The organism is Caballeronia sp. NK8 (assembly GCF_018408855.1).
Classification (GTDB): Bacteria; Pseudomonadota; Gammaproteobacteria; order Burkholderiales; family Burkholderiaceae; genus Caballeronia.
On sequence record NZ_AP024325.1, the window covers coordinates 1,375,698 to 1,393,744 of the forward strand.

Consider the following 18,047-nt stretch of genomic DNA (forward strand, 5'->3'; position numbering starts at 1 on the left):
CGTTAGGTTGATGGCACCGCAGCGCGCCTGAACTCGCGAGGCGAGCGGTATTTCAGGGCTTTATGCGGGTGGCGCTCATTGTAGTGTTCAAACGCAATAGCCAGACGCGAGAGCGCCGTTGGTGCGTCGGGCTTGTCCATATAGGCGACGTAATTGTGTTTCATCGTCTTCACGAACGATTCGGCCATGCCATTACTTTGCGGCGAACGGACCGGCGTGGTCAGCGGCTCAAGCCCCAGTTCACGAGCGAAGCTGCGTGTGCGGTGGTCGATGTAGGCCGAGCCGTTGTCTGACAGCCATTCGATGAGCTGTGTAGCCCGCGTGGTGCCGAAGCGCTGTTCAACGGCGGCCAACATCACGTCGCGCACCACGTCACCGCTATGGCCGCCGGTCGTCGCCGCCCAGCTAATCGCTTCCCGGTCGCAGCAGTCCAGCGCGAACGTGACGCGCAGCGGCGTGCCATCATCGCACCGGAACTCAAAGCCATCGGAGCACCAGCGGGTGTTGCTACGGTCAACGGCAACGCGACCGTCGTGCCGCCGACTGTCCCGCCGCACGCCGGGGCGACGCAGCAGCAACTGGTGCTCACACATAATCCGATACACGCGCTTGTGATTGATGCAAGGCGCGTTGGCCTGTTCCCGACTACGGCGCAGCAGTGCCCAGATGCGTCGGTAGCCGTAGGTTGGGAGGCGCGCTACGTGGGTCTGGATTTCCTCGACCAATTCAGTGTCGTCAGTCGGTTTGGCGCTACGACCATCTTGCCAATCCGGCGAGCGAGCCTGTTTCGCTGCTACACCAGAGCGCGCCACGCCGAGAACTTTGCAGACCGTCTTCAATGGTCGTCCCCTGGCAGCAAGGGCGAGCGCGCAATCAGGTTTTTTGAGCGTCTCCATTCCACGGCTTCTTTCAGGATTTCGACTTCCATTGTCTTTTTCCCGAGTAGTCGTTGCAGTTCCTTGATTTCCTTGATGGCGGCGGCCAGCTCGGATGCGGGCACAACAGATTCACCTGCCTTCACTGCAGCCAGACTGCCTTCCTGGTATTGCTTGCGCCAGCCGAACACCTGGTTGGCGTTGACGCCGCGCCGGCGTGCGACGCCTGCTGTTCAGACTGTCGGCAATGGCGTCAAGTTCGTCCTGACTGTAGACCGAAAGGTCGGTGCCTTTTGGCAGATACTGGCGCAGCAGTCCGTTGGTGTTTTCACAAGTGCCGCGTTGCCATGGGCTGTGCGGGTCGCAGAAGTACACCTTCACACCGGTAGCGGCGGTGAGCTCTGCATGTCGCGACATTTCCTTGCCTTGGTCGTAGGTGAAGCTCTGCCGTAATGGCTCGGCAATCGAATTGAGTTTGGTAGAGAAGCCTGCCAGCGCGGAAGCAGCCGTGGCATCTTCCATCTTTGCCAGCAGCACCAGGCGGCTGGTCCGTTCCACCAGCACTCCGACTGAAGACGCATTGTTGGCGCCCTTGATGAAGTCGCCCTCCCAATGTCCGGGAAGCAGCCGGTCCTCGATTTCAGGCGGCCGCACATGAATGCTGACCATGTCGGGAATCTGCCCGCGTCGGTCTGCACCCCGTGTGCGCGGCATGCGCGTGCTGTGGCCGTGGCGCAGGCAGGCGATGAGCTGACGGCGCAGTTCGCCGCGCGGCTGGGCGTAGATGGCCGTATAGATAGTTTCGTGGGACACGTGCTGGGTCGGGTCGGTCGGATACCGTTCATCTGCGCCCACATGTAGCTCTTGCGTTGTGCAGCACGGCCCGGCTCTTTTAGTACGGTCCCACAGCAGCATCTTGATGCGGTCGCGCCGCTGATTGCTGAACACATAAACCGCACGCGCGAATGGATCGAGCTTCATTGACTGCTCGACGATGGCTGCGAGACCGTTGATGCTCTTGCGGAAGTCGACGGCGTCACGATGCACATAGACTTTCAGTTCATCGTCCAGGCTGTTTTTTGGGAGAGAAACGCGAAATAGCCCTAATTTTCAGGCGTCTTCCAATTGCGCATTGCATCGACCGTTGCTACGCTAGCCAGCAGCTTACGACGGCGCATGTGCCGAGCGCTGACGCCCGGGGTGCTTCGTCTTAAGCAGCGTTCATTTCCAGGAGAGCCTCAATGGCAACGAAGAAAGCTGCTGCACCGAAGAAGACCGCTGCACCCGCCAAAAAGGCCGCGGCCTCGAACATGGCCGCTGCACCGAAGAAGGTGGCCGCCACTGCCGGCGCGCTCAAGCCGGTGAAGGATCAGTTCACTAAGTCGTCGCTCACCACCCACTTGGGCACCCAAGCGGGGGTTGAGCCGAAGCAAGTAAAGGCTGTTCTCGCTGCGTTGGAAGAAACGATTCTCGGCTCGGTCCACAAGAAAGGCCTTGGAGAGTTCACCCTCTCGGGCCTGCTGAAAATCAACGTGCATCAAGTGCCGGCGAAGAAACGGCGGTTCGGTACGGACCCGTTCACGGGAGAGGAGCGTTGGTTTGACGCCAAGCCGGCAACGGTAAAGTTGAAGGTTCGTGCGCTCAAGAAGTTGAAAGACGCAGCCGCGTAAGTACAACCCTGCTGCCCAAGGAGCCCGCTTCGCGCGGGCTTATTCACACCTGTTGCACACGGAGAGACAAGTTCCTCGGAACAGCGTGCAAGTTCCCGCCAAGCTCTTTCAATTGGTTTTCAACGACGCGGGAGGCAGTCGAGAGGGTGGATTTTTCGGGCAGCGCAGAGGCTCCTGTCCTTTCGTCCCTGCCTTCCTGAAGTCTCCTCTCCGCTATAAGCAGGCCCTCCGCGCTGTCCAGTGATCCATCGATCTGAAAGGAGCGCGGGTTGAGACGGGCACTGGAAGCCAGTTCGGCCCCAAAAGGTCACCGGGCTCTCAGTCCGAACACGGGGTTGGCCGTCACTCAATTGCCTAAGAGCGATATCGATATGCTTAAGCGTCATCCGGGTACGGGCGAAGATTCGTAAGTGACGGTCAAGTGTGGATTCGAGTGTTCAGTTGAGTGTTGCCGAGTAACGTCGCAGAATTGACCAGACCTCCGCGCCATAGACCCCGCGCCACTTTTCATAGAAGCCCCCAAGGGCCCTCCGGAAGCTGTGCTGATCCGCGTCGTTGACCAGCATGCCCTTGGCTGCGAGAAAGTCCGCGGCGGTGCGCTCGATCTCATAGACATCGTCGCGTTGCAATATCGCATAGTGCTTTTGATTGCGCGTGACAATGTCTTGCATCTCTCGCGGCAGTTGTTTCCACGAGTCGGGATTCGCGACGAGCAGAAATCCCGACCACCAGTGATTCGTCAGGCTCAGATACTTTTGCACCTCATAGAGCCTAAGACTCACAACGATGCCCATGGGGTCCGTCTGTCCCTGTGCCACCCCATCCCGAAGCGACGCGTACATTTTGTTGAAGGTGATGCCCTTGGGCACCGCGCCGAAGAGTCGGAAGAAGTCTGCGGGCATCTGCTCGACGGGCGTACGGATGATCATGCCACGCAGATCCTCCGCGGTTTTGACCGGCCGCACAATATTCGTTAGTTGATGAAACCCGTTCTGCATGTAGTACCGGAAAGCATGCAGGCCATTGCGGTCCAATTGCTGACGGATGTAATCGCCCAGTTCGCCGTCGAGGGCCTCGAATACGTGCGCGTTGTCCTCGAACACATAGGGCAGTGACGGCAACTCCGAGACCTCTGCAACCGGCCCGAGGTTGTTTCCCGCGAGATACAGGTCGAGCGAGCCTGCGCGCACGGCCGTGAGCATCTCGTTATCGGAGCCGAGCGTGCTGTTGGGATAGACATCGATCCGCAAGCGGCCGTCCGACTCCTGATTTATCGCTTCTGCCATCTGCGCTATCCTGACATGTGCCGGGCTGCCCACCGGCTGATTCATTCCGAGGCGGTAGGTGAAGTCGGGGCCGATCGCGCAATACGCGGGACGCGCAGCCGCCACGCTCGCGAAGGCAAGAGCCTTGAGCACGTCGCGCCGCATCGGGTTGTGTCCAGGGTTCATTATGGTTTCCTGATTCAGCCGATCTCATTCAGAACTTGTGCAACATGGCGATGCGTACGACGGCTTGCCGATTGCTCGTCGACGCAGCCGGCTGATTGTTGATGGACGCCCGCGCGGCTTCATTGAGCGAATCGACGCCCGAAGCCACCTGATATATGCCGAGCACGTAGACGCTGGTGCGCTTCGAGAGATAGTATTGCGCGGTGATCGCACCGCTCTTGTAACGCGCACCGCCATGAGAGCCGTTCGCCCCGGAGACGCTGCTGCCGTCCGTATAAGCCAGGGCCGCGCCCAGCAGCACCTGCGGAACGATGAGATAGCTGAGGCTTGCGTCCGCGTTGTTGAAATGCACGCTCCCCGTGTACCCCTGCGGGTTTGGACCGGCCGACAAATCGCCCAGCCCGATGAAAGAGACATACGAATAGACCGCGCTGGCCGTCGCGGGGCCGAACTTGTAAGAGAGTCCAGCGCTCGCCACCTGGAACGAATGTGCAGAAAGAAAGCCGCTATAGACCGGATACACGGAATTCGCGACCGACGCGGAAGCCGTACCCGACGTCGCATTGCCAAAATAGCTGACGTTCGGATCGCGCACGTTCAAATAGCCCGCGCCAGCGGAAAACGGCCCGTTTGCGTAGCTCACGCCGAGAGACCAAGCCTGGTTGCGTATCGGGTCGCCAGCTACACCACCGAGGCTGTACATGCCCCCCATTGTGACTCCGTCAAACGACGCGCTCACGACCTTGATCGAGTTATTTGTGCGGACCGTATTGATGAAGTTATCCATGTCTCCAGGGTGCGCGCCTATGTTACCGGCCCATTGACGCGACGCGGCGAATGGGCCGACGAAATCAGTCTGGATGTCGTATTGCCGGCCAAGCGTCACCGTCACATACGGATTCGTCACGCCGATATAGGCCTGGCGTCCGAACAACAAGCCGCCCTGCGCGAGCTTGCCGTTGCTCACATCGAAACCGTTCTCGAGAACGAAGACCGATTGCCATCCGGCGCCCAATCCTTCGCTTCCGCGCAATCCGAACCGGTTGCCCTGTGCGACGCCTGATTGCATCGCGTACGAAGGATGACCTCCCGAGTTGCTGTTGTAGTTGATGCCTTCATCGACCACGCCATACAGCGTCACGCTGCCCTGTGCATGGACGATACACGACAGCGTGCTCGCCGCCATGGCGACCACCGGCGCCAGCCTTTTCATGCGCGTCTCCTGTGCGGTGTGCGGATGCCGATTCCGCCACCTTGTTTTCGTGAAGAGCAAGTCTAGAGACGCTATGTTTTTTCGGTGGACGGTTCTTTGGCTTCTTTGGGGCGTTCTTGCGTATCTGCGAATCCTGACGGCGCGGTGCCGTCATGTCGGTCAAAATTCATCTGATGGCTCCATATGCACATCTCGCACTACGAGACTGCGTCGGGACCGTCCCTCGGTGCAGACAAGATTCCATGGATTTCAGCCCTTTTTTTAAACGTGGCGCGCTCGTATGCTGATGGAGTTTCCGACAAAGCCCGCGCGAAGGAGCTGATGTGACCCAACTCAATTTCACGACCGGCCACGATGGCTTGATTGCCGTCGATAAGCTAGGCAATCGCGTTCTGTTCCTGGATCCCGAGTCGCTTGACGTGATCCTGACGCTGGAGGGGTTCGCACCGAGAGTTCATGAACTGTCGATCTCGCCCGACCGAAGGTTCGCGTTCGTACCCATCTACGGCGACGGACGCCACGGCGACAATCCACATCCCGGCCATCTGGTCGCGAAGTTCGATCTCGTGAGCCGCCGTCACATGGGCGATTTCAGCACGGCGCCTTATCTCGCTCCGCATAGCATTCGTTGGCGGACCGCGACGGAACTCTATTGCATCGGCGAGAACAGCGGCATCCTGCTCGGACTCGATCCTCTATCGGGAGAAACGACCCGTGCGATTCCCGTCGGCTCGAACAAGGCTCACCGGTTCGAATTCACGCCGGACGGTGCGAAAGCCTATACGGAGAACGAGGAAGATCCTTTTTGTTCGGTGATCGACATGCGGTCGGGCGAACGCCTCCCGAACATCGAAACACCCAACGGCACGGCTGGAATCGCGATCTCGCCGGATGGCTCGACCGTCGTCCTTACCGACGCCCGCGAACCCAATCTAATCGTGATAGACGCCGCCACCGATTCGGTCCGACAAACGATCCCGCTCGAGGGTCTGACGCAGCCGGCCCAGATCGCCCGGTTCAGTCCTGATGGCCGCTATCTCGTGGTGACGAGTCATGAGGAACCGCTCGGCGTGATCTTTGATGCCTCACTCGCCCGTCAAAGGCGCGTCCATTTGGGGCGCGGCCCGATGGACCTCTGCTATGCGCCCGATGGTCGTACCGCGCTGATCGCGAACCATGACGAAGGATCCTTATGCGTGGTCGACCTTGAGCGAGGGGAAACGGTCCGGACAGTTCAGGCTGGTGTGGGCGTAGAAGTTCTGTCCTTTTACTGAACATGAGCGGCGATAATCCGCCGCTCATGTTCACGAGAAGAAGCGAATCAGCTCGCTCGCCAGGGCGTCCGGCTGCTCTTCGGGAATGAAATGCCCGCTATGGCGGATCGCGATGCTCGTCACGTCGTCCGAACAAGCACACAACGGGCCACCCATGTCGGGGATCGAACCTTGATCCGCGCTGACGGCCAGTATCGGCATCGCGAGTTTACCCCGCTGCGTGAGCGCGCGATTCTGCTCTGCCGAAAGCGCCGCCGCCCGATAGAATGCCAGTCCGGCACGCAGACCACCGTCCTTCATGAATACCCGCTGATACTCATCGAGATCCCTCTCGGAGAAAGTCTGTGGATTAGCCGTCTTGCGTCGCAGGAACCAGTCGAGGTATATGCGCTCTTTTCCTTCGATCAGTGCCTCCGGCAGATCCGCGACGGTATGAAACGCGAAGTGCCATGTGCGCCAGGCCTTGTGGGGTGCGGTCGGCAGCGCGTCGGGCAACGTTATCCCGGGGATGCCAGCGTCCAGCAGCGCAAGACGCTTGAGCACCACCTCACCGAACATCGCGGCAAAAGGATAAGCCACCCACGCTCCGACATCGTGCGCCGCCATCATGAAATGGGTGACATTCAATTGTTTCAGAAACTCATGAAGCCGCGCGGCGATCGTCTGTGTGTCGTATCCGCTCGATGGACGGTCCGTGTCGCCTTGGCCGGGCAGGTCCGGCGCAATCACGCGAAAACGTTGCGCGAGCAAGGGCATCACCCTGCGCCAAGCGAACCAGCTTTGTGGAAAACCGGCCAGAAGCACGACAGTTTCGCCTTCCGCAACGCCACCCGCCACGTAATGAAAGCGAATGCCGTCCACCGTCTCGAAGCGATGCTCGAATCCCGGTAATTCATGGTCCTCGCGACCTACTGGCCCGAAATCCACGTTTCGGGTTGCTGCAAACGAGTCTGTGTTCATCTTGGAACTCCCTCAAAATCACCCTATTTGGAAATATATATTTCCTAATTAGGAAAAAAATCAATCGAGCAAGCGCATCGCCTCTTCGACCGCGCTCAGCATGCCCGCGCGCCCCGAGCCAAGTTTGCCCACGACACGCAAACCCTGAAGAAAACAGAGCAAACAGCGCGCCGTGCCGCCAACCGACAATGCGCCGGACACCGTTCCATCCGCCTGCCCCTGCTTCAGCAGCGTCCGCAGCAGCGATTCGAGACGGCGTATCGATCCATGCACCCGCTCGGCGATCTCGTCGTCGAAAGTGGCGAGCGATACGGCGCTCCCTACCACCAGACAGCCCCGTTGCCCTTCCTGCCCATGGGACACCGCCGCATAGAAGTCCAGCAAGGCGCGAATCTTGTCGCGCGCGCTAGTCTGTCGGGTCAGAGCAGCTTGTAAGCCGGTGCTGCGCCGCGCAATGTAGTGATCCAGCGCCGCGACGAAAATCTCACGCTTGTCGCTGAACGCCTTGTATAGGCTACCTGCGGTCAGACCGGTTTCCGCCGACAACGCTTCCACCGAGGTGGCGTGGTAGCCCTTCTCACGAAACACCCGCACGAAGCCGTCTAGGGCCTCGTCCATTTCAAATTCGCGTGGGCGCCCGGCGGCTGAATATTTTCTTGTCATGATGTATTGAACCACATCATGAGATGATAGGAAATACGTATTTCCAAATTAATGATCCGTCGGCAGCATCTGCGAAGCGAACCTGGCGTCGTAGTCAAGAAACAGACCAAAACTCCCGAAATTCGGACCATCCGGTGCGTCCGGCATCCCTAGAATCGAATGCATCGACGAGCCATCGGCACAGTATGGCGATCAATAACGGAGACGACATGTCGGACACCCTCACTCAAGTGAAGCACGGCGCGGATAAACTCGACGATACAATCAGTCGTCCCGCGCTCGCCCTCATCCTTCTCATTCTGGGCGTCTCCTATCTCTTCAACGGAATGGATCGGCAGATGCTGCCGGCCCTGCTGGGTCAGATCAACGCCGACTATCATCTGACGCTCGCCGAAGGCGGCTTCCTCAGCACGGCGTTCGCCTTCAACATCGCGTTATTCGGCGCACTGAGCGGATGGTGCATGAAGCGGTTCGGTCGCCGCGCCACGCTGGTCGGCGGTCTGCTCGCCTACTCGCTATTTACCTTCCTCACGCCCTTGGCAAGCGACTTTGCTGGCCTGGCGATCTACCGCGCGCTCACCGGCGCGGGCGAGGCGCTGCATATCTGTGCGATCTTCTCGTGCGTCGGCGCTTATTTCGGCGCACAGCGCGGCGCGGCCATGGGCGTGATCAATGCGTCCTTCGGCGTCGGCGCCTACCTTGGACCGGTGCTCGGTACCCTGCTCTATGAGGCGACCGGCTCCTGGCATACGCCCTTCTACGCCTATGGCGTAGCCGGCGCGGTCGCGGCGCTGCTGGTGCTGCTGTTCGTGCCCAAACACTTCAGCGAGGCGCGCGATCTAGAAGGCGTGACTGTTGCGTCGAGCGCCGCTCCCGGAGGCCCCACACGGGTCTTCAACCGCAACCTTGTGGTTGTGTCGCTGGCCTTCGCGATGATGGGGGTCTCGTTCTTCTCCTTCACCGCGCTATATGCGGTGTTCCTGCGCACTCAATTGCATTACCCGGTTGCCGCTGCGGGGGCCACACTCGGCATGTACGGCATCGGCTCGCTGTTCGGACTCGTCGGCGGCTGGCTGGGCGACAGGCTGCGCACTCCCGGCATGCTCGTCGCGACGCTACTGCTTGCCGTAACCGGCCACCTTCTCTTTCACGGGCCCGCATCGCAGATCGTGCAGGGCGCACTCTCCTTCACCTTCGGCGTGCTGGTCTCGGGCTATCTATATCCCCGCTGCATTTCGGTGCTGCAACGGAACGTGCCGGCCAGGGACGTGAGCCTCGCCGTGTCGATCGGTCTTCCCTTCTTCTATGTTCCGGGCATGGCTGCCGGATATTTCTTCGGGCATTTGGTTGACCGTCTTGGTTGGTCCGTTGGAGCCACGCTAATGCTTACGCTGCCGCCGCTGCTCGCGTTCCTCTTGTTGCTCGCGTATCAGGCGCGTCGGTCTCGCGAAGTGTCGGGCGCGGCCGCGGTCGCTCACTGAAAACTGTGTTCAATGAAGGAGACAAGCACATGGCTGCTTACTGGGTCGCCCGCTCGAGAATCATCGATCCTGTCGAGTACAAGAAGTACACCGATCTCGTTCCCGGAATCATCGAGGTCTATCACGGGAAGGTGCTCGCGCGCGGCGGCAAGTTTCAGATCATGGAAGGGCCAGAGACCTTTCATCGTTTCATCGTGATCGAGTTTCCCAGCATGGAAGACGCGGTGCGGTGCTTTAACTCCGATGAATATCGCCATGCAGCGTCATACCGCCGCAATGGCGCGGGAGAAGTGGAGAACGTCATCGTAGAAGGCGGCGACGCGACCTTGCGCTGAAAGATCCGCCTGGTCGGTCGTTGAATGCCCACTTACTCAGTGTCAAGGATCCAATGGCAAACACGGTTGCGGTTATCGGTCTCGGCATCATGGGCGGGGCAATGGCAGGGAACCTGCTCGAAAAGGGCTTCGACGTGCGGGGCTTCGATACAGGCGAGGCCGCGCGCGAGCGTTTCGCCTCGCGCGGCGGTCATGCAACGGCTTCGTTCGAATCGGCAACTCGAAATGTTGCGCTCGTGCTGACTTCCCTGCCGACGGCCGCGGCCCTGTATGAGGTCGCGGGCGAGCTTGCACGCGAAGCGGTGGCGGGCCGCGTTGTCATCGAAGTGAGCACACTGAGTCTTGCCGACAAGGAAGCAGCGCGCGCGGTCCTGGCCGACGCAGGAACGATCCTCTTGGATTGCCCGGTTAGCGGCACGGGCAGCCAGGCCGCGAGCGGCGATCTCACCATATTCGCGAGCGGCGATCCGGTGGCGTTCGAGCACGCGCGGCCGGTCTTGCATGCAGTCGCGCGCGAGGTGATCTTCGTCGGTGGATTCGGGAATGGCAGCAAGCTGAAATTCATCGCTAACCATCTCGTGACGATTCATAACGCTGCGACCGCGGAAGCGCTAACGCTCGCGAGGCAAGCCGGACTTGACTTGCCCGTTGTGTTCGACGCGCTGAAAAACAGCGCCGCTACTTCGCGAATGTTCCAGATTCGCGGGCCCATGGTGATCGAGCGCCAATACGCGCCGGCCATGCGCATTTCGACGTATCAGAAGGACCTCGACATCATTGGCTCGTTTGCCACGCATGTCCGCTGTCCGACGCCTTTGTTCAGCGTCTGCGCGCAGCTCTATCTCGCGGCTCAAGGAATGGGGCACGGCGCGCTGGACACCGCGGCCATCGCCATAGTATTGGAAGCGCTCGCCGGCGCAAAGCAACAGTCAAACGGTGCCGGATCGTCGCAGGATTCGCCAATATGAGTGCAAGAAACTACCTACCCGGCAGCCGTGTCTGGCCGATTATGAGGCATGAGAACCGGACGGCGGAATCATCATCGTTAAGCAGCGTTGCCGGAGGGCGCATCGCCATGCCTGTAGAGCATCTTGAACATTATCTGGTCCAGACCGTCGATTTTCGTGGCACGGTGCGCTGGTACCAAGACATCCTCGGCCTCGTTCCGGGGCCGACGCCGAACTTCGGTTTTCCCGTGCAGTGGATGTATATCGGCGAGCGGGATGTCCTGCACATCACGCACGGCGGGAGCAAAGCCACGGAAAACCGCAAGGTCTATCTTGCGCAGACCTCGACTGCCACGCGAGGCTCTGGCGTAATTGACCACGTCGGTTTCCGATGCCGCGGCCTGCGAGACATGATCCGCGCGCTCACGGAGAAGGGCGTCGAGTTCCGCCAGCGGCGAGTCGACAATCAGGGGCTTTATCAGTTGTTCCTGTTCGACCCGAATGGCGTGAAAGTGGAACTCAACTTTCCCGCAGGCGAGGCAGTCGGATTGACGCCGGAAGTCGACGCGAGCCATTTTTCCTACCAACACGTCGAAGACTGACGATCACTTTATGCCTACCATGACCTTGCCATCTCAACCCGGTTGCCGAATGCACGCCAACCAAATCCTCCTTTCCGACGAGGCCCTGAAGCAGGCCGAGCCGCTTCCCACGCCGAACCTGTCCGATGCGATGGGCAAGATCATGCCGGCCTGCGTCGCGCTCAAGCCAATGCATCGCCTGACGCGTCCGATGATCGGGCGAGCGCTGACTGTGCGGGTCCCGCCTGGCGACAACCTGTTCGCATACAAGGCCATCGCCTCCGCAACTCGGAACGACGTCATCGTGATCGACGCGGGCGGCGTGCTCGAACAGGCAATCATCGGCGAGATCATGACGACGCTGGCGGCCTCGCGTGGCGTCGCGGGCATCGTTGTGCACGGCGCGATTCGCGACATTGACATCGTCTCTGTGTCCGAGTTCCCGGTGTTCGCTTGTGGCTACACCTATCGCGGGCCATATCGCGACGGTCCCGGAGAAATCAACGTGCCAGTCGCGCTGGCGGGCATGCCGGTCGCTCCCGGCGATCTTGTGGTCGGCGACGCTAACGGAGTCGTCGTCGTGCCTCATGCGGATGTCGGGCAAGTGCTGGAGACCGCGCGCCGCATCAAGGAGCGCGAAATCCGAATCGTCGAGCAAATCGAGCTCGGCGATTACGACCTTGCGTGGATCGACCAGGCGCTGCGCGAGCGTGGCCATCTCGTCTGAGGAGCCTGACTTGCGTACTCTCATCATCGGCGCCGGCGCCATCGGTTGCTATCTCGCCTGCAAACTGAGCGACGCGGGTGCGGACGTGACCCTACATGGGCTCGGTCCAGCCTTTCAGCGAATAGCAGAAACGGGCGTCGACATCGCCGTGCGCGACGACATGCAGATCCGTCGCGTCACCGTGAATTGCACGCTCACGCCTCCAGCTCCGGCCGGTTGGGACCTACTCGTGTTCGCGGTGAAGGCGCAGGACCTGCCGCGCGCGGCGCATCAATTTTCCGCTCATGCGCGTGAAGCCATCGTCCTGTTGCCGCAGAACGGCCTGCCCTATTGGCAATTCCTTGGCGTCGTGACGCCTGAAATGCGACTTGCGTCGGTGGACCCGGACGGCGTCGCAGAGTCCGCGTTACCGCTGGCACGAATCGCTGGTTGCGTCGTCACGAAGGGACTGACCGTGCTCTCCGATGGCGCGCTCGTCGAAACCGTGCTGCCCGCTGACAGCTTCGCGATCGGGGACGTCGTAGCGAACGCCCGGGTGGCGAAGCCCGTCGTGTCTCTGCTGCGATCCGCCGGTCTGCCTGCGAAGGAAGTGGTTGATATCCGGATCGAGAAATGGCGCAAGTTGCTCGTGAACGTCGCTTTCAATCCGCTTGGCGCGATTTCCCATCTCGGCTTCGGCGAAGTGCTCGACATTGAGGCGGGAGAACGGCTTGCGCGTGCGATCGTTTGCGAAGCGTTGGATATCGCAGCGCATTTCGGTGTGCAAGGCGTGATCGATCTGGACGCAGCGATGAATCGTGCGCGCAGCAGCCGGTTACACAAGACGTCGATGCTGCAGGATACCGAAGCTGGGCGGCGGCTCGAAGTCGAGCCGATCCTAGGCGCTCTGCTCGAACTCGCGCACGACGCTCGCCTGCGCGTGCCCACACTTGAGGCGATCTGCGATTGCGCACGCCTCATCGATCATGCGTTGGTGAAAGGCCCTATTCGGCAGATCGCCAAAACGCCGTAAGGTCGAAGTTATGGGTCAAGGAGCAGGCGATGAGCACAAACGCGATACGCACTTTCACGCTGGCCGAAAAGCGCTTCTGCTGGAACGGCGTCGGCATTAGGACCACAGAGGCAGGCGCGGAAGGCGACATGGCACCGCATCGGCATAACTTTTTCCAGGTCTTCTTTGTCGCATCCGGGCGGGCCACGCACGAAATCGGCGGTGAGGTCACACGTGCGAGCGCGGGCCGTATCTTTTTCGTCAGGCCCTATACCGTACATCGCGTCCTCTTTCCAGCAGATGCACAGTGCTACGTGCTGTACTTCGACGCGAACTATCTGCAGAAGTCGATTCTCCTGCCGAATTTGTCCGCAGAGGATCCGAACAGCTACTCGGTACCGGAAATGCTGCCGTTTCTGAATCACACGTCCGATGGCTACCAGCTCGACGATCACACCGCGGAGGACGTCCAAGCTCGCTGTCAGCGCATGCTCACTGCGTGCAACCGCAAGGGACTCTTTGATCAGGCCGAGATACGCAGCGAACTCACGCTGCTAATGACGACAGTCGCGCGCAGGCAATTCGGCGATGTAAGGCCGAATGTCGGCAATCATGTTCTGGAGTCCATCCATAGCCGCCATGTGCGCACGGCGCTGGGATTTCTTAAGGAGAACTTTCACCGTCCGCTCTCCCTTCAGGAAGTCGCAGACCAGGTGCATTTGACGGAGACCTATCTGACGCATCTGCTCAAGCATGAGACGGGGAAATCGTTCAAGCCGCTGCTGGAACAATATCGGCTGGAGAACGCGAAGAATCTGCTGCGCTATACCGACTTGCCGCTCAAGAGCATCGCCTTCGCGTCGGGCTTTCTCGATCAGGCCCATTTTGGCAAGCGCTTCAAGGCTTATACACTGGAAACGCCTTTTCAGTATCGTAAGAACGGTCCGACGATCCGCGCGTAGAGATCGTGAATGACCAATTGGCACCCAGACTCTCTTAGCAGCGCAAAGTCTCTACGCGACAACTCCCTTTGCAAATCTTCGCATCAGTCAGTCAATTCCTTGGCTGCCCGCCGCACAGCGGCCCTCAATTTATCTAAAATTCAAAAGTACTTAAGCCAAAGTCAGCTTTCGAATGGTTTAACCGTTCGAATCCACGCGTGGCGACTTGTCTTCGTCTGCCGCACTATTGTTGTGCATCCCGCTTGTCTGGGCGCAGCCCGGCGCTCACCGGCCGCACGTTCGGTCTATTTGCATACCAAAATGTTCCGGACGTCGCGGATATGGCCACCGACAAGGGTAAACGTGACCACCAAAGCCGCCATCAAGAACTAATCTCAGGAGGTTTCTATAAGTCGAATCGAGGCCGAGTCATGGACATCCCATTCATCACAACTCAGTCTGCCATCAACCTGAGTCGCAAAGAACTAGCTAGAAAATGGGCCAAGAGAAAGGCGTTCATACTTGCGATAGTCCTTGTCATGGTCGTCCTCGGGGCCACGCTTCTCGCAGTGGAGCATTACTTCTTCGCCCCGGACACTCCCGTCAAGCCCGAAGCGCTCGCCAAGACGCTACTTCACGAAGGCGGCATGGCCATTATGATTGCCGCTATCGTCGGTGTAGCGCTGGACTTCATCTCATTGGGCAGTGGCCGGTTCCGCGCGGAACTGATTCAAGAAGAGCAGCAGGATGCGCTTGGAAAGGCGCTCGCAATTCTCGAGGAGGCAAAGATTGAGGATTCGAAGAAGCCTCTCTCCGCTTTCGAAACCAAGTTGGAGAATTTGTTCCCCCGTTCCAAGTGCATCTTGTTTCACGACGCAATGGTCGAGCTTGCTGAGCAGGCCGACACCCTCCGAAAAACGCCATGTGTGGGACTCGTCGACGACACCCACATTGCTGAGCGATTGAAACTTGTGGCATGGCTTACAAAGACCTTTTCGCTGCAAGCCGCAGATACGCTCACTACGATGCTGACTGCAAACACGGGAGATAACATCGAGCCAATCTTGTTCGATGTGCCTGGCCGCTACGAGATCATCCGTCGCTTTCTGGCCATGCAACTGGATAGCATGAAGAAAGGTGACACGCTCTGCTCCCTCGCAAATCCACTGCTCTACAAAGACATATCAACAGAAACGGATCCTTATCTGATAGCGACCAGAAAGGCGATCGAGAGGGGTGTCAAAGTCAAGAGAATCTTCAATCTCAGCGAAATTCAAGCAAAAGACGAGGAGGCGGCCCGGAGGGTCATAAAATATCAAGAGGACACGTTCGTGGATGGAGACGATAACTTCGAATGTCGCTTCTTGAATACGACGGATATCGCACAGGTCTACGAGGTTGCAACCGAGTTAGCGCACGTCAAGCCCAAGGTCGCGAGTATCGGTGGGCTTTTCTATGCTCTATTCATTCACCGGGAAGACCAATTTTACTTCTATAGAACCGAGGACGCTGCGGACCAGCGCAGCCTCTTCCTCGGCGCGCTCAAAATGGAAGACGGGGGTAGGAGGCCGACCTACGCGGTGCTTTTCGATGCACTATGGACTGCATGCGCCGGCGCTCCCAGCAGGCTTGGTCCGCCGACACTACCGGCTCTGCTTAGCCAAGCGTCAGTGCCAGTTGCCGTAACGAAAACAAACGGTGAGGCGGCTACACCCGGCACGCTGCCGACCAATGAGCGCCCGACGTCCGCAACTGGCAACGGTGCTGACACGAGAACTGAATCATGACTGTGACCCGACGATCGCGAGAGCATTCACAAGAACAGTGCGCAGATTTATGCACTGATGCTGTCAACCTCTTGAGACGTCCTGCTGCTCCACTCACCGGTGGCGGGTACAGGAGGTAAGCTGTGGGTTGAGGATGCTGGCTACGAACGCGCCCGGGTCGCCATCGATAAGTCGCTCAAGCGTCTCGGCCTGGACTACCTCGACCTGTTCCTTATGTATCAGCCATTCTCAGACTCACACGGCGCATGGAAGGCGATGGAAGAAGCCCACCGCGCGGGCAGGCTCCGTGCGATCGGACTAAGCAACTTCCAGTCCTGTCATGGATATCGCATGCTTCAACGGGGTGAAACCACCCATCAATCGGATCGAAGTCACTCACTTCCAACAGCAGGCTGAAAGCGTCAAATTCATGAACGGGCTCGGCGTGCAACCAGAGGCGTGGGCTCCCTTCGCCGAAGGACGGAACAACCTGTCGGAAACGAGGAAGTGGTCGCGATTGCGGAGCGCAACGGCAAGACTGCGGGACAAGTCGTGTTGCGATGACTGGTTCAGCGGGGTATGGTTGCCTTGTCAAGTCGGTTCGGAAAGAGCGGATGCCGGAAGACCTCGCCGCCTTCGAACTGTACGTGGAAGACATGCAGGCCGATGCAACACTGGAGACTGGACAAGCAGCTTCTTCTCACACGGCGATCCAGAGATATTGATCACGGAACCGCCCCGCCCATTGTGACGATACGACATGCGCTTCGTCGCCTGCTATGCACAAAGGACGGGGCCAATCGAGTTGACCGTCTCTATGCGATGATGAGAGAAAGCATCTTGGCTAGACGAACGAGCAGAGAAAACGCGCGCCCCCAAGCAGCTCACGTTGTATGTAGATGTGGACGAAGGACCAGCGCCACTGGAAAGATGGCCGATGCCGTGAGCGCAGTCGCAATAGTGGCACCGTGTACCCCGATCTGGTCGCCCAGAAAACCGTAAACAATCGGAGAGAGTGCCCCCGAAGCGATCGTGCCGGTATAAAAGAGTGCAAACGCCCGCTCGGTACGCTCGACCGAAGTCAGTTCGGGCACCGTTCCGTAAAGGACGGACGACGTGCCGTTGAGCATCACACCGAGCAGCGGCAACAAGATCATAGCGGGCGCCAGCGGTAGATAAATCACGGCAAGAATCAGCGCTGCCGTCCCGCTTTCGGTTGCGAGCACGGTTCCGATTACGCCCACGCGCGCGCCGATCCAGCCACAAACGAACTTGCCAGCGGCGCCTCCAATGAAGACGAGCGCGAGTGCCGTGCCCATCATCGGTTGCGAGATGCCTTTCGCTTTCAGGAGAAATGGCAGGAAAGTCAACAAGCCCATACGCACGGCTGTATCGAGCACGCCGATCGTGAACAGCAGCGAGAATCCCGACCGGGAGCCGCTCCCGCTTTGGCTAAAACGCTCTTCAATGGAAGCCACGGCGCGCGGGACCGATGGGAGAAAAAGTGCAATGACTGCCGCTACCAAAACGCCCACGGTCGACACGGCCCAAAGCGCATGACGCCACGGCATGATAGTAATCAGAAGTGAGATCGCGGCCGGAAGTGCTGATTTTCCAAGGTCGCCTGAAAAATTGTAGACGCTTAGCGGCGCTCGAGCGTTGCGTCCATATACGCGTGAGACCGCTCCTGAAGCTAACGGATGTTGCGTGCTTGAGCCGGTTCCCGAGATGGCCAGCGCGGCGCATAAGCCCAGCAAGGTTCCAGAAAATCCTGCGACGGCATAGCCCAGCGCAGCCAGGAACGTTCCGAAAGCAAGCGTCGCGCGCGTGCCGAATCTGCGTGCGAGGCGTCCAGCGGGCAATTGCAGCGTCGCCATCGTGCCCGCATAGATGCCGCGCAAGATAGCCAAGGCGCCGTATGTCAGCCCAAAGTCGGCCTGCCATACAGGTAGCAGGGCGTAGATCATATCGGTGTACCCGTCGTGCAGCGCGTGCGCCATGCACGAGAGCCACAACACGCGCGCGCGCGAACCGGAGTTCGGCTGAACGGACTCGTCGGGGACGCCCGTCGTTGAGGAAGAGAAAGAAAAAAAGCTCATGGTTCAACCGAATCGAATCGCGAAAGCGCAGGGCTTTGCGCCAGTTCGAGCGTTTGTTGGAGGACACGCCATA

General features: G+C 59.3%; 16 protein-coding genes and 5 pseudogenes. 11 read left to right on the forward strand and 10 right to left on the reverse strand.

The genetic code is table 11. The annotated features are described in order from the left end of the window. Window positions 1-2: 2 nt before the first annotated feature. The 3 pseudogenes from NK8_RS31625 to tnpB all read right to left on the reverse strand — a co-directional run. Window positions 3-1,177, reverse strand: a pseudogene (locus NK8_RS31625) (IS3 family transposase). Beyond that, window positions 1,119-1,691, reverse strand: a pseudogene (locus NK8_RS31630) (IS30 family transposase); the annotation flags it as partial. The pseudogenes NK8_RS31630 and NK8_RS31625, both read right to left, overlap by 59 nt. A 93-nt stretch (window positions 1,692-1,784) precedes the next feature. Then, a pseudogene (tnpB, locus tag NK8_RS31635) lies at window positions 1,785-1,922 on the reverse strand (IS66 family insertion sequence element accessory protein TnpB); the annotation flags it as partial. Between the two features lie 194 nt (window positions 1,923-2,116). Between tnpB and NK8_RS31640 the strand changes: the two are divergent. Further along, entirely contained in the window at window positions 2,117-2,545 is a 429-nt protein-coding gene (locus NK8_RS31640) for an HU family DNA-binding protein (protein WP_213232167.1), read from the forward strand. A gap of 437 nt (window positions 2,546-2,982) precedes the next feature. Here NK8_RS31640 and NK8_RS31645 read toward each other — a convergent pair whose 3' ends face one another. Both NK8_RS31645 and NK8_RS31650 read right to left on the reverse strand, forming a co-directional pair. Continuing rightward, window positions 2,983-3,996, reverse strand: a complete 1,014-nt coding sequence (locus NK8_RS31645; RefSeq protein WP_213232169.1) for a TRAP transporter substrate-binding protein — start codon at window positions 3,994-3,996, stop codon at window positions 2,983-2,985. A gap of 28 nt (window positions 3,997-4,024) precedes the next feature. After that, entirely contained in the window at window positions 4,025-5,209 is a 1,185-nt protein-coding gene (locus NK8_RS31650) for a porin (protein ID WP_213232171.1), read from the reverse strand. A gap of 323 nt (window positions 5,210-5,532) precedes the next feature. Here NK8_RS31650 and NK8_RS31655 point away from each other — a divergent pair, with 323 nt between their 5' ends. After that, window positions 5,533-6,483 (forward strand): YncE family protein, encoded by a 951-nt coding sequence (locus NK8_RS31655; protein ID WP_213232172.1) that lies wholly within the window; start codon window positions 5,533-5,535, stop codon window positions 6,481-6,483. 30 nt (window positions 6,484-6,513) lie between these two features. On the opposite strand, the gene NK8_RS31660 is transcribed toward NK8_RS31655, so the two are convergent. Continuing rightward, a complete protein-coding gene (locus NK8_RS31660; protein WP_213232174.1) occupies window positions 6,514-7,443 on the reverse strand; it encodes an alpha/beta fold hydrolase in 930 nt (309 codons plus the stop codon). Window positions 7,444-7,503: 60 nt separating this feature from the next. Continuing rightward, window positions 7,504-8,061 (reverse strand): TetR/AcrR family transcriptional regulator, encoded by a 558-nt coding sequence (locus NK8_RS31665; protein ID WP_213232176.1) that lies wholly within the window; start codon window positions 8,059-8,061, stop codon window positions 7,504-7,506. 254 nt (window positions 8,062-8,315) lie between these two features. Here NK8_RS31665 and NK8_RS31670 point away from each other — a divergent pair, with 254 nt between their 5' ends. The 7 genes from NK8_RS31670 to NK8_RS31700 all read left to right on the forward strand — a co-directional run bounded on the left by NK8_RS31670 (window position 8,316) and on the right by NK8_RS31700 (window position 14,130). Further along, the gene (locus NK8_RS31670; protein WP_213232177.1) at window positions 8,316-9,587 is read left to right on the forward strand and encodes an MFS transporter; all 1,272 of its coding nucleotides are present in this window, start codon (window positions 8,316-8,318) and stop codon (window positions 9,585-9,587) included. 29 nt (window positions 9,588-9,616) lie between these two features. Beyond that, window positions 9,617-9,922, forward strand: coding sequence for a DUF1330 domain-containing protein (locus tag NK8_RS31675; protein ID WP_213232178.1), 306 nt, complete (start codon window positions 9,617-9,619; stop codon window positions 9,920-9,922). Window positions 9,923-10,023: 101 nt separating this feature from the next. Further along, entirely contained in the window at window positions 10,024-10,890 is an 867-nt protein-coding gene (locus NK8_RS31680; protein ID WP_301549909.1) for an NAD(P)-dependent oxidoreductase, read from the forward strand. Beyond that, window positions 10,887-11,471, forward strand: a complete 585-nt coding sequence (locus NK8_RS31685) for a VOC family protein (RefSeq protein ID WP_225936442.1) — start codon at window positions 10,887-10,889, stop codon at window positions 11,469-11,471. Before NK8_RS31680 ends, NK8_RS31685 begins: the two co-directional genes overlap by 4 nt. Before the next feature lie 49 nt (window positions 11,472-11,520). After that, window positions 11,521-12,177, forward strand: a complete 657-nt coding sequence (locus NK8_RS31690; protein ID WP_213232180.1) for an RraA family protein — start codon at window positions 11,521-11,523, stop codon at window positions 12,175-12,177. Window positions 12,178-12,187: 10 nt separating this feature from the next. After that, a complete protein-coding gene (locus NK8_RS31695; protein WP_225936443.1) occupies window positions 12,188-13,189 on the forward strand; it encodes a ketopantoate reductase family protein in 1,002 nt (333 codons plus the stop codon). Next, entirely contained in the window at window positions 13,123-14,130 is a 1,008-nt protein-coding gene (locus NK8_RS31700; RefSeq protein WP_225936444.1) for an AraC family transcriptional regulator, read from the forward strand. The genes NK8_RS31695 and NK8_RS31700 overlap by 67 nt, the downstream gene beginning before the upstream one ends. Before the next feature lie 847 nt (window positions 14,131-14,977). Here NK8_RS31700 and NK8_RS43760 read toward each other — a convergent pair. Beyond that, window positions 14,978-15,163 carry a hypothetical protein gene (locus NK8_RS43760; protein ID WP_367657805.1) on the reverse strand — a complete coding sequence of 62 codons (186 nt, stop codon included), beginning with the start codon at window positions 15,161-15,163 and terminating at the stop codon, window positions 14,978-14,980. Window positions 15,164-15,173: 10 nt separating this feature from the next. Here NK8_RS43760 and NK8_RS43765 point away from each other — a divergent pair, with 10 nt between their 5' ends. Both NK8_RS43765 and NK8_RS31710 read left to right on the forward strand, forming a co-directional pair. Further along, window positions 15,174-15,896: a hypothetical protein gene (locus NK8_RS43765; protein ID WP_367657806.1), complete on the forward strand. Its 723-nt coding sequence runs from the start codon at window positions 15,174-15,176 to the stop codon at window positions 15,894-15,896. Between the two features lie 117 nt (window positions 15,897-16,013). Then, window positions 16,014-16,626 (forward strand): annotated as a pseudogene (locus NK8_RS31710) (aldo/keto reductase); the annotation flags it as partial. On the opposite strand, the pseudogene NK8_RS42990 reads toward NK8_RS31710, so the two are convergent. Both NK8_RS42990 and NK8_RS31715 read right to left on the reverse strand, forming a co-directional pair. Next, window positions 16,590-16,697, reverse strand: a pseudogene (locus NK8_RS42990) (NAD(P)-dependent oxidoreductase); the annotation flags it as partial. The pseudogenes NK8_RS31710 and NK8_RS42990 sit on opposite strands and share 37 nt — an antisense overlap. Window positions 16,698-16,759: 62 nt before the next feature. Continuing rightward, window positions 16,760-17,974, reverse strand: a complete 1,215-nt coding sequence (locus tag NK8_RS31715; RefSeq protein WP_213232183.1) for an MFS transporter — start codon at window positions 17,972-17,974, stop codon at window positions 16,760-16,762. Window positions 17,975-18,047 lie beyond the last annotated feature (73 nt).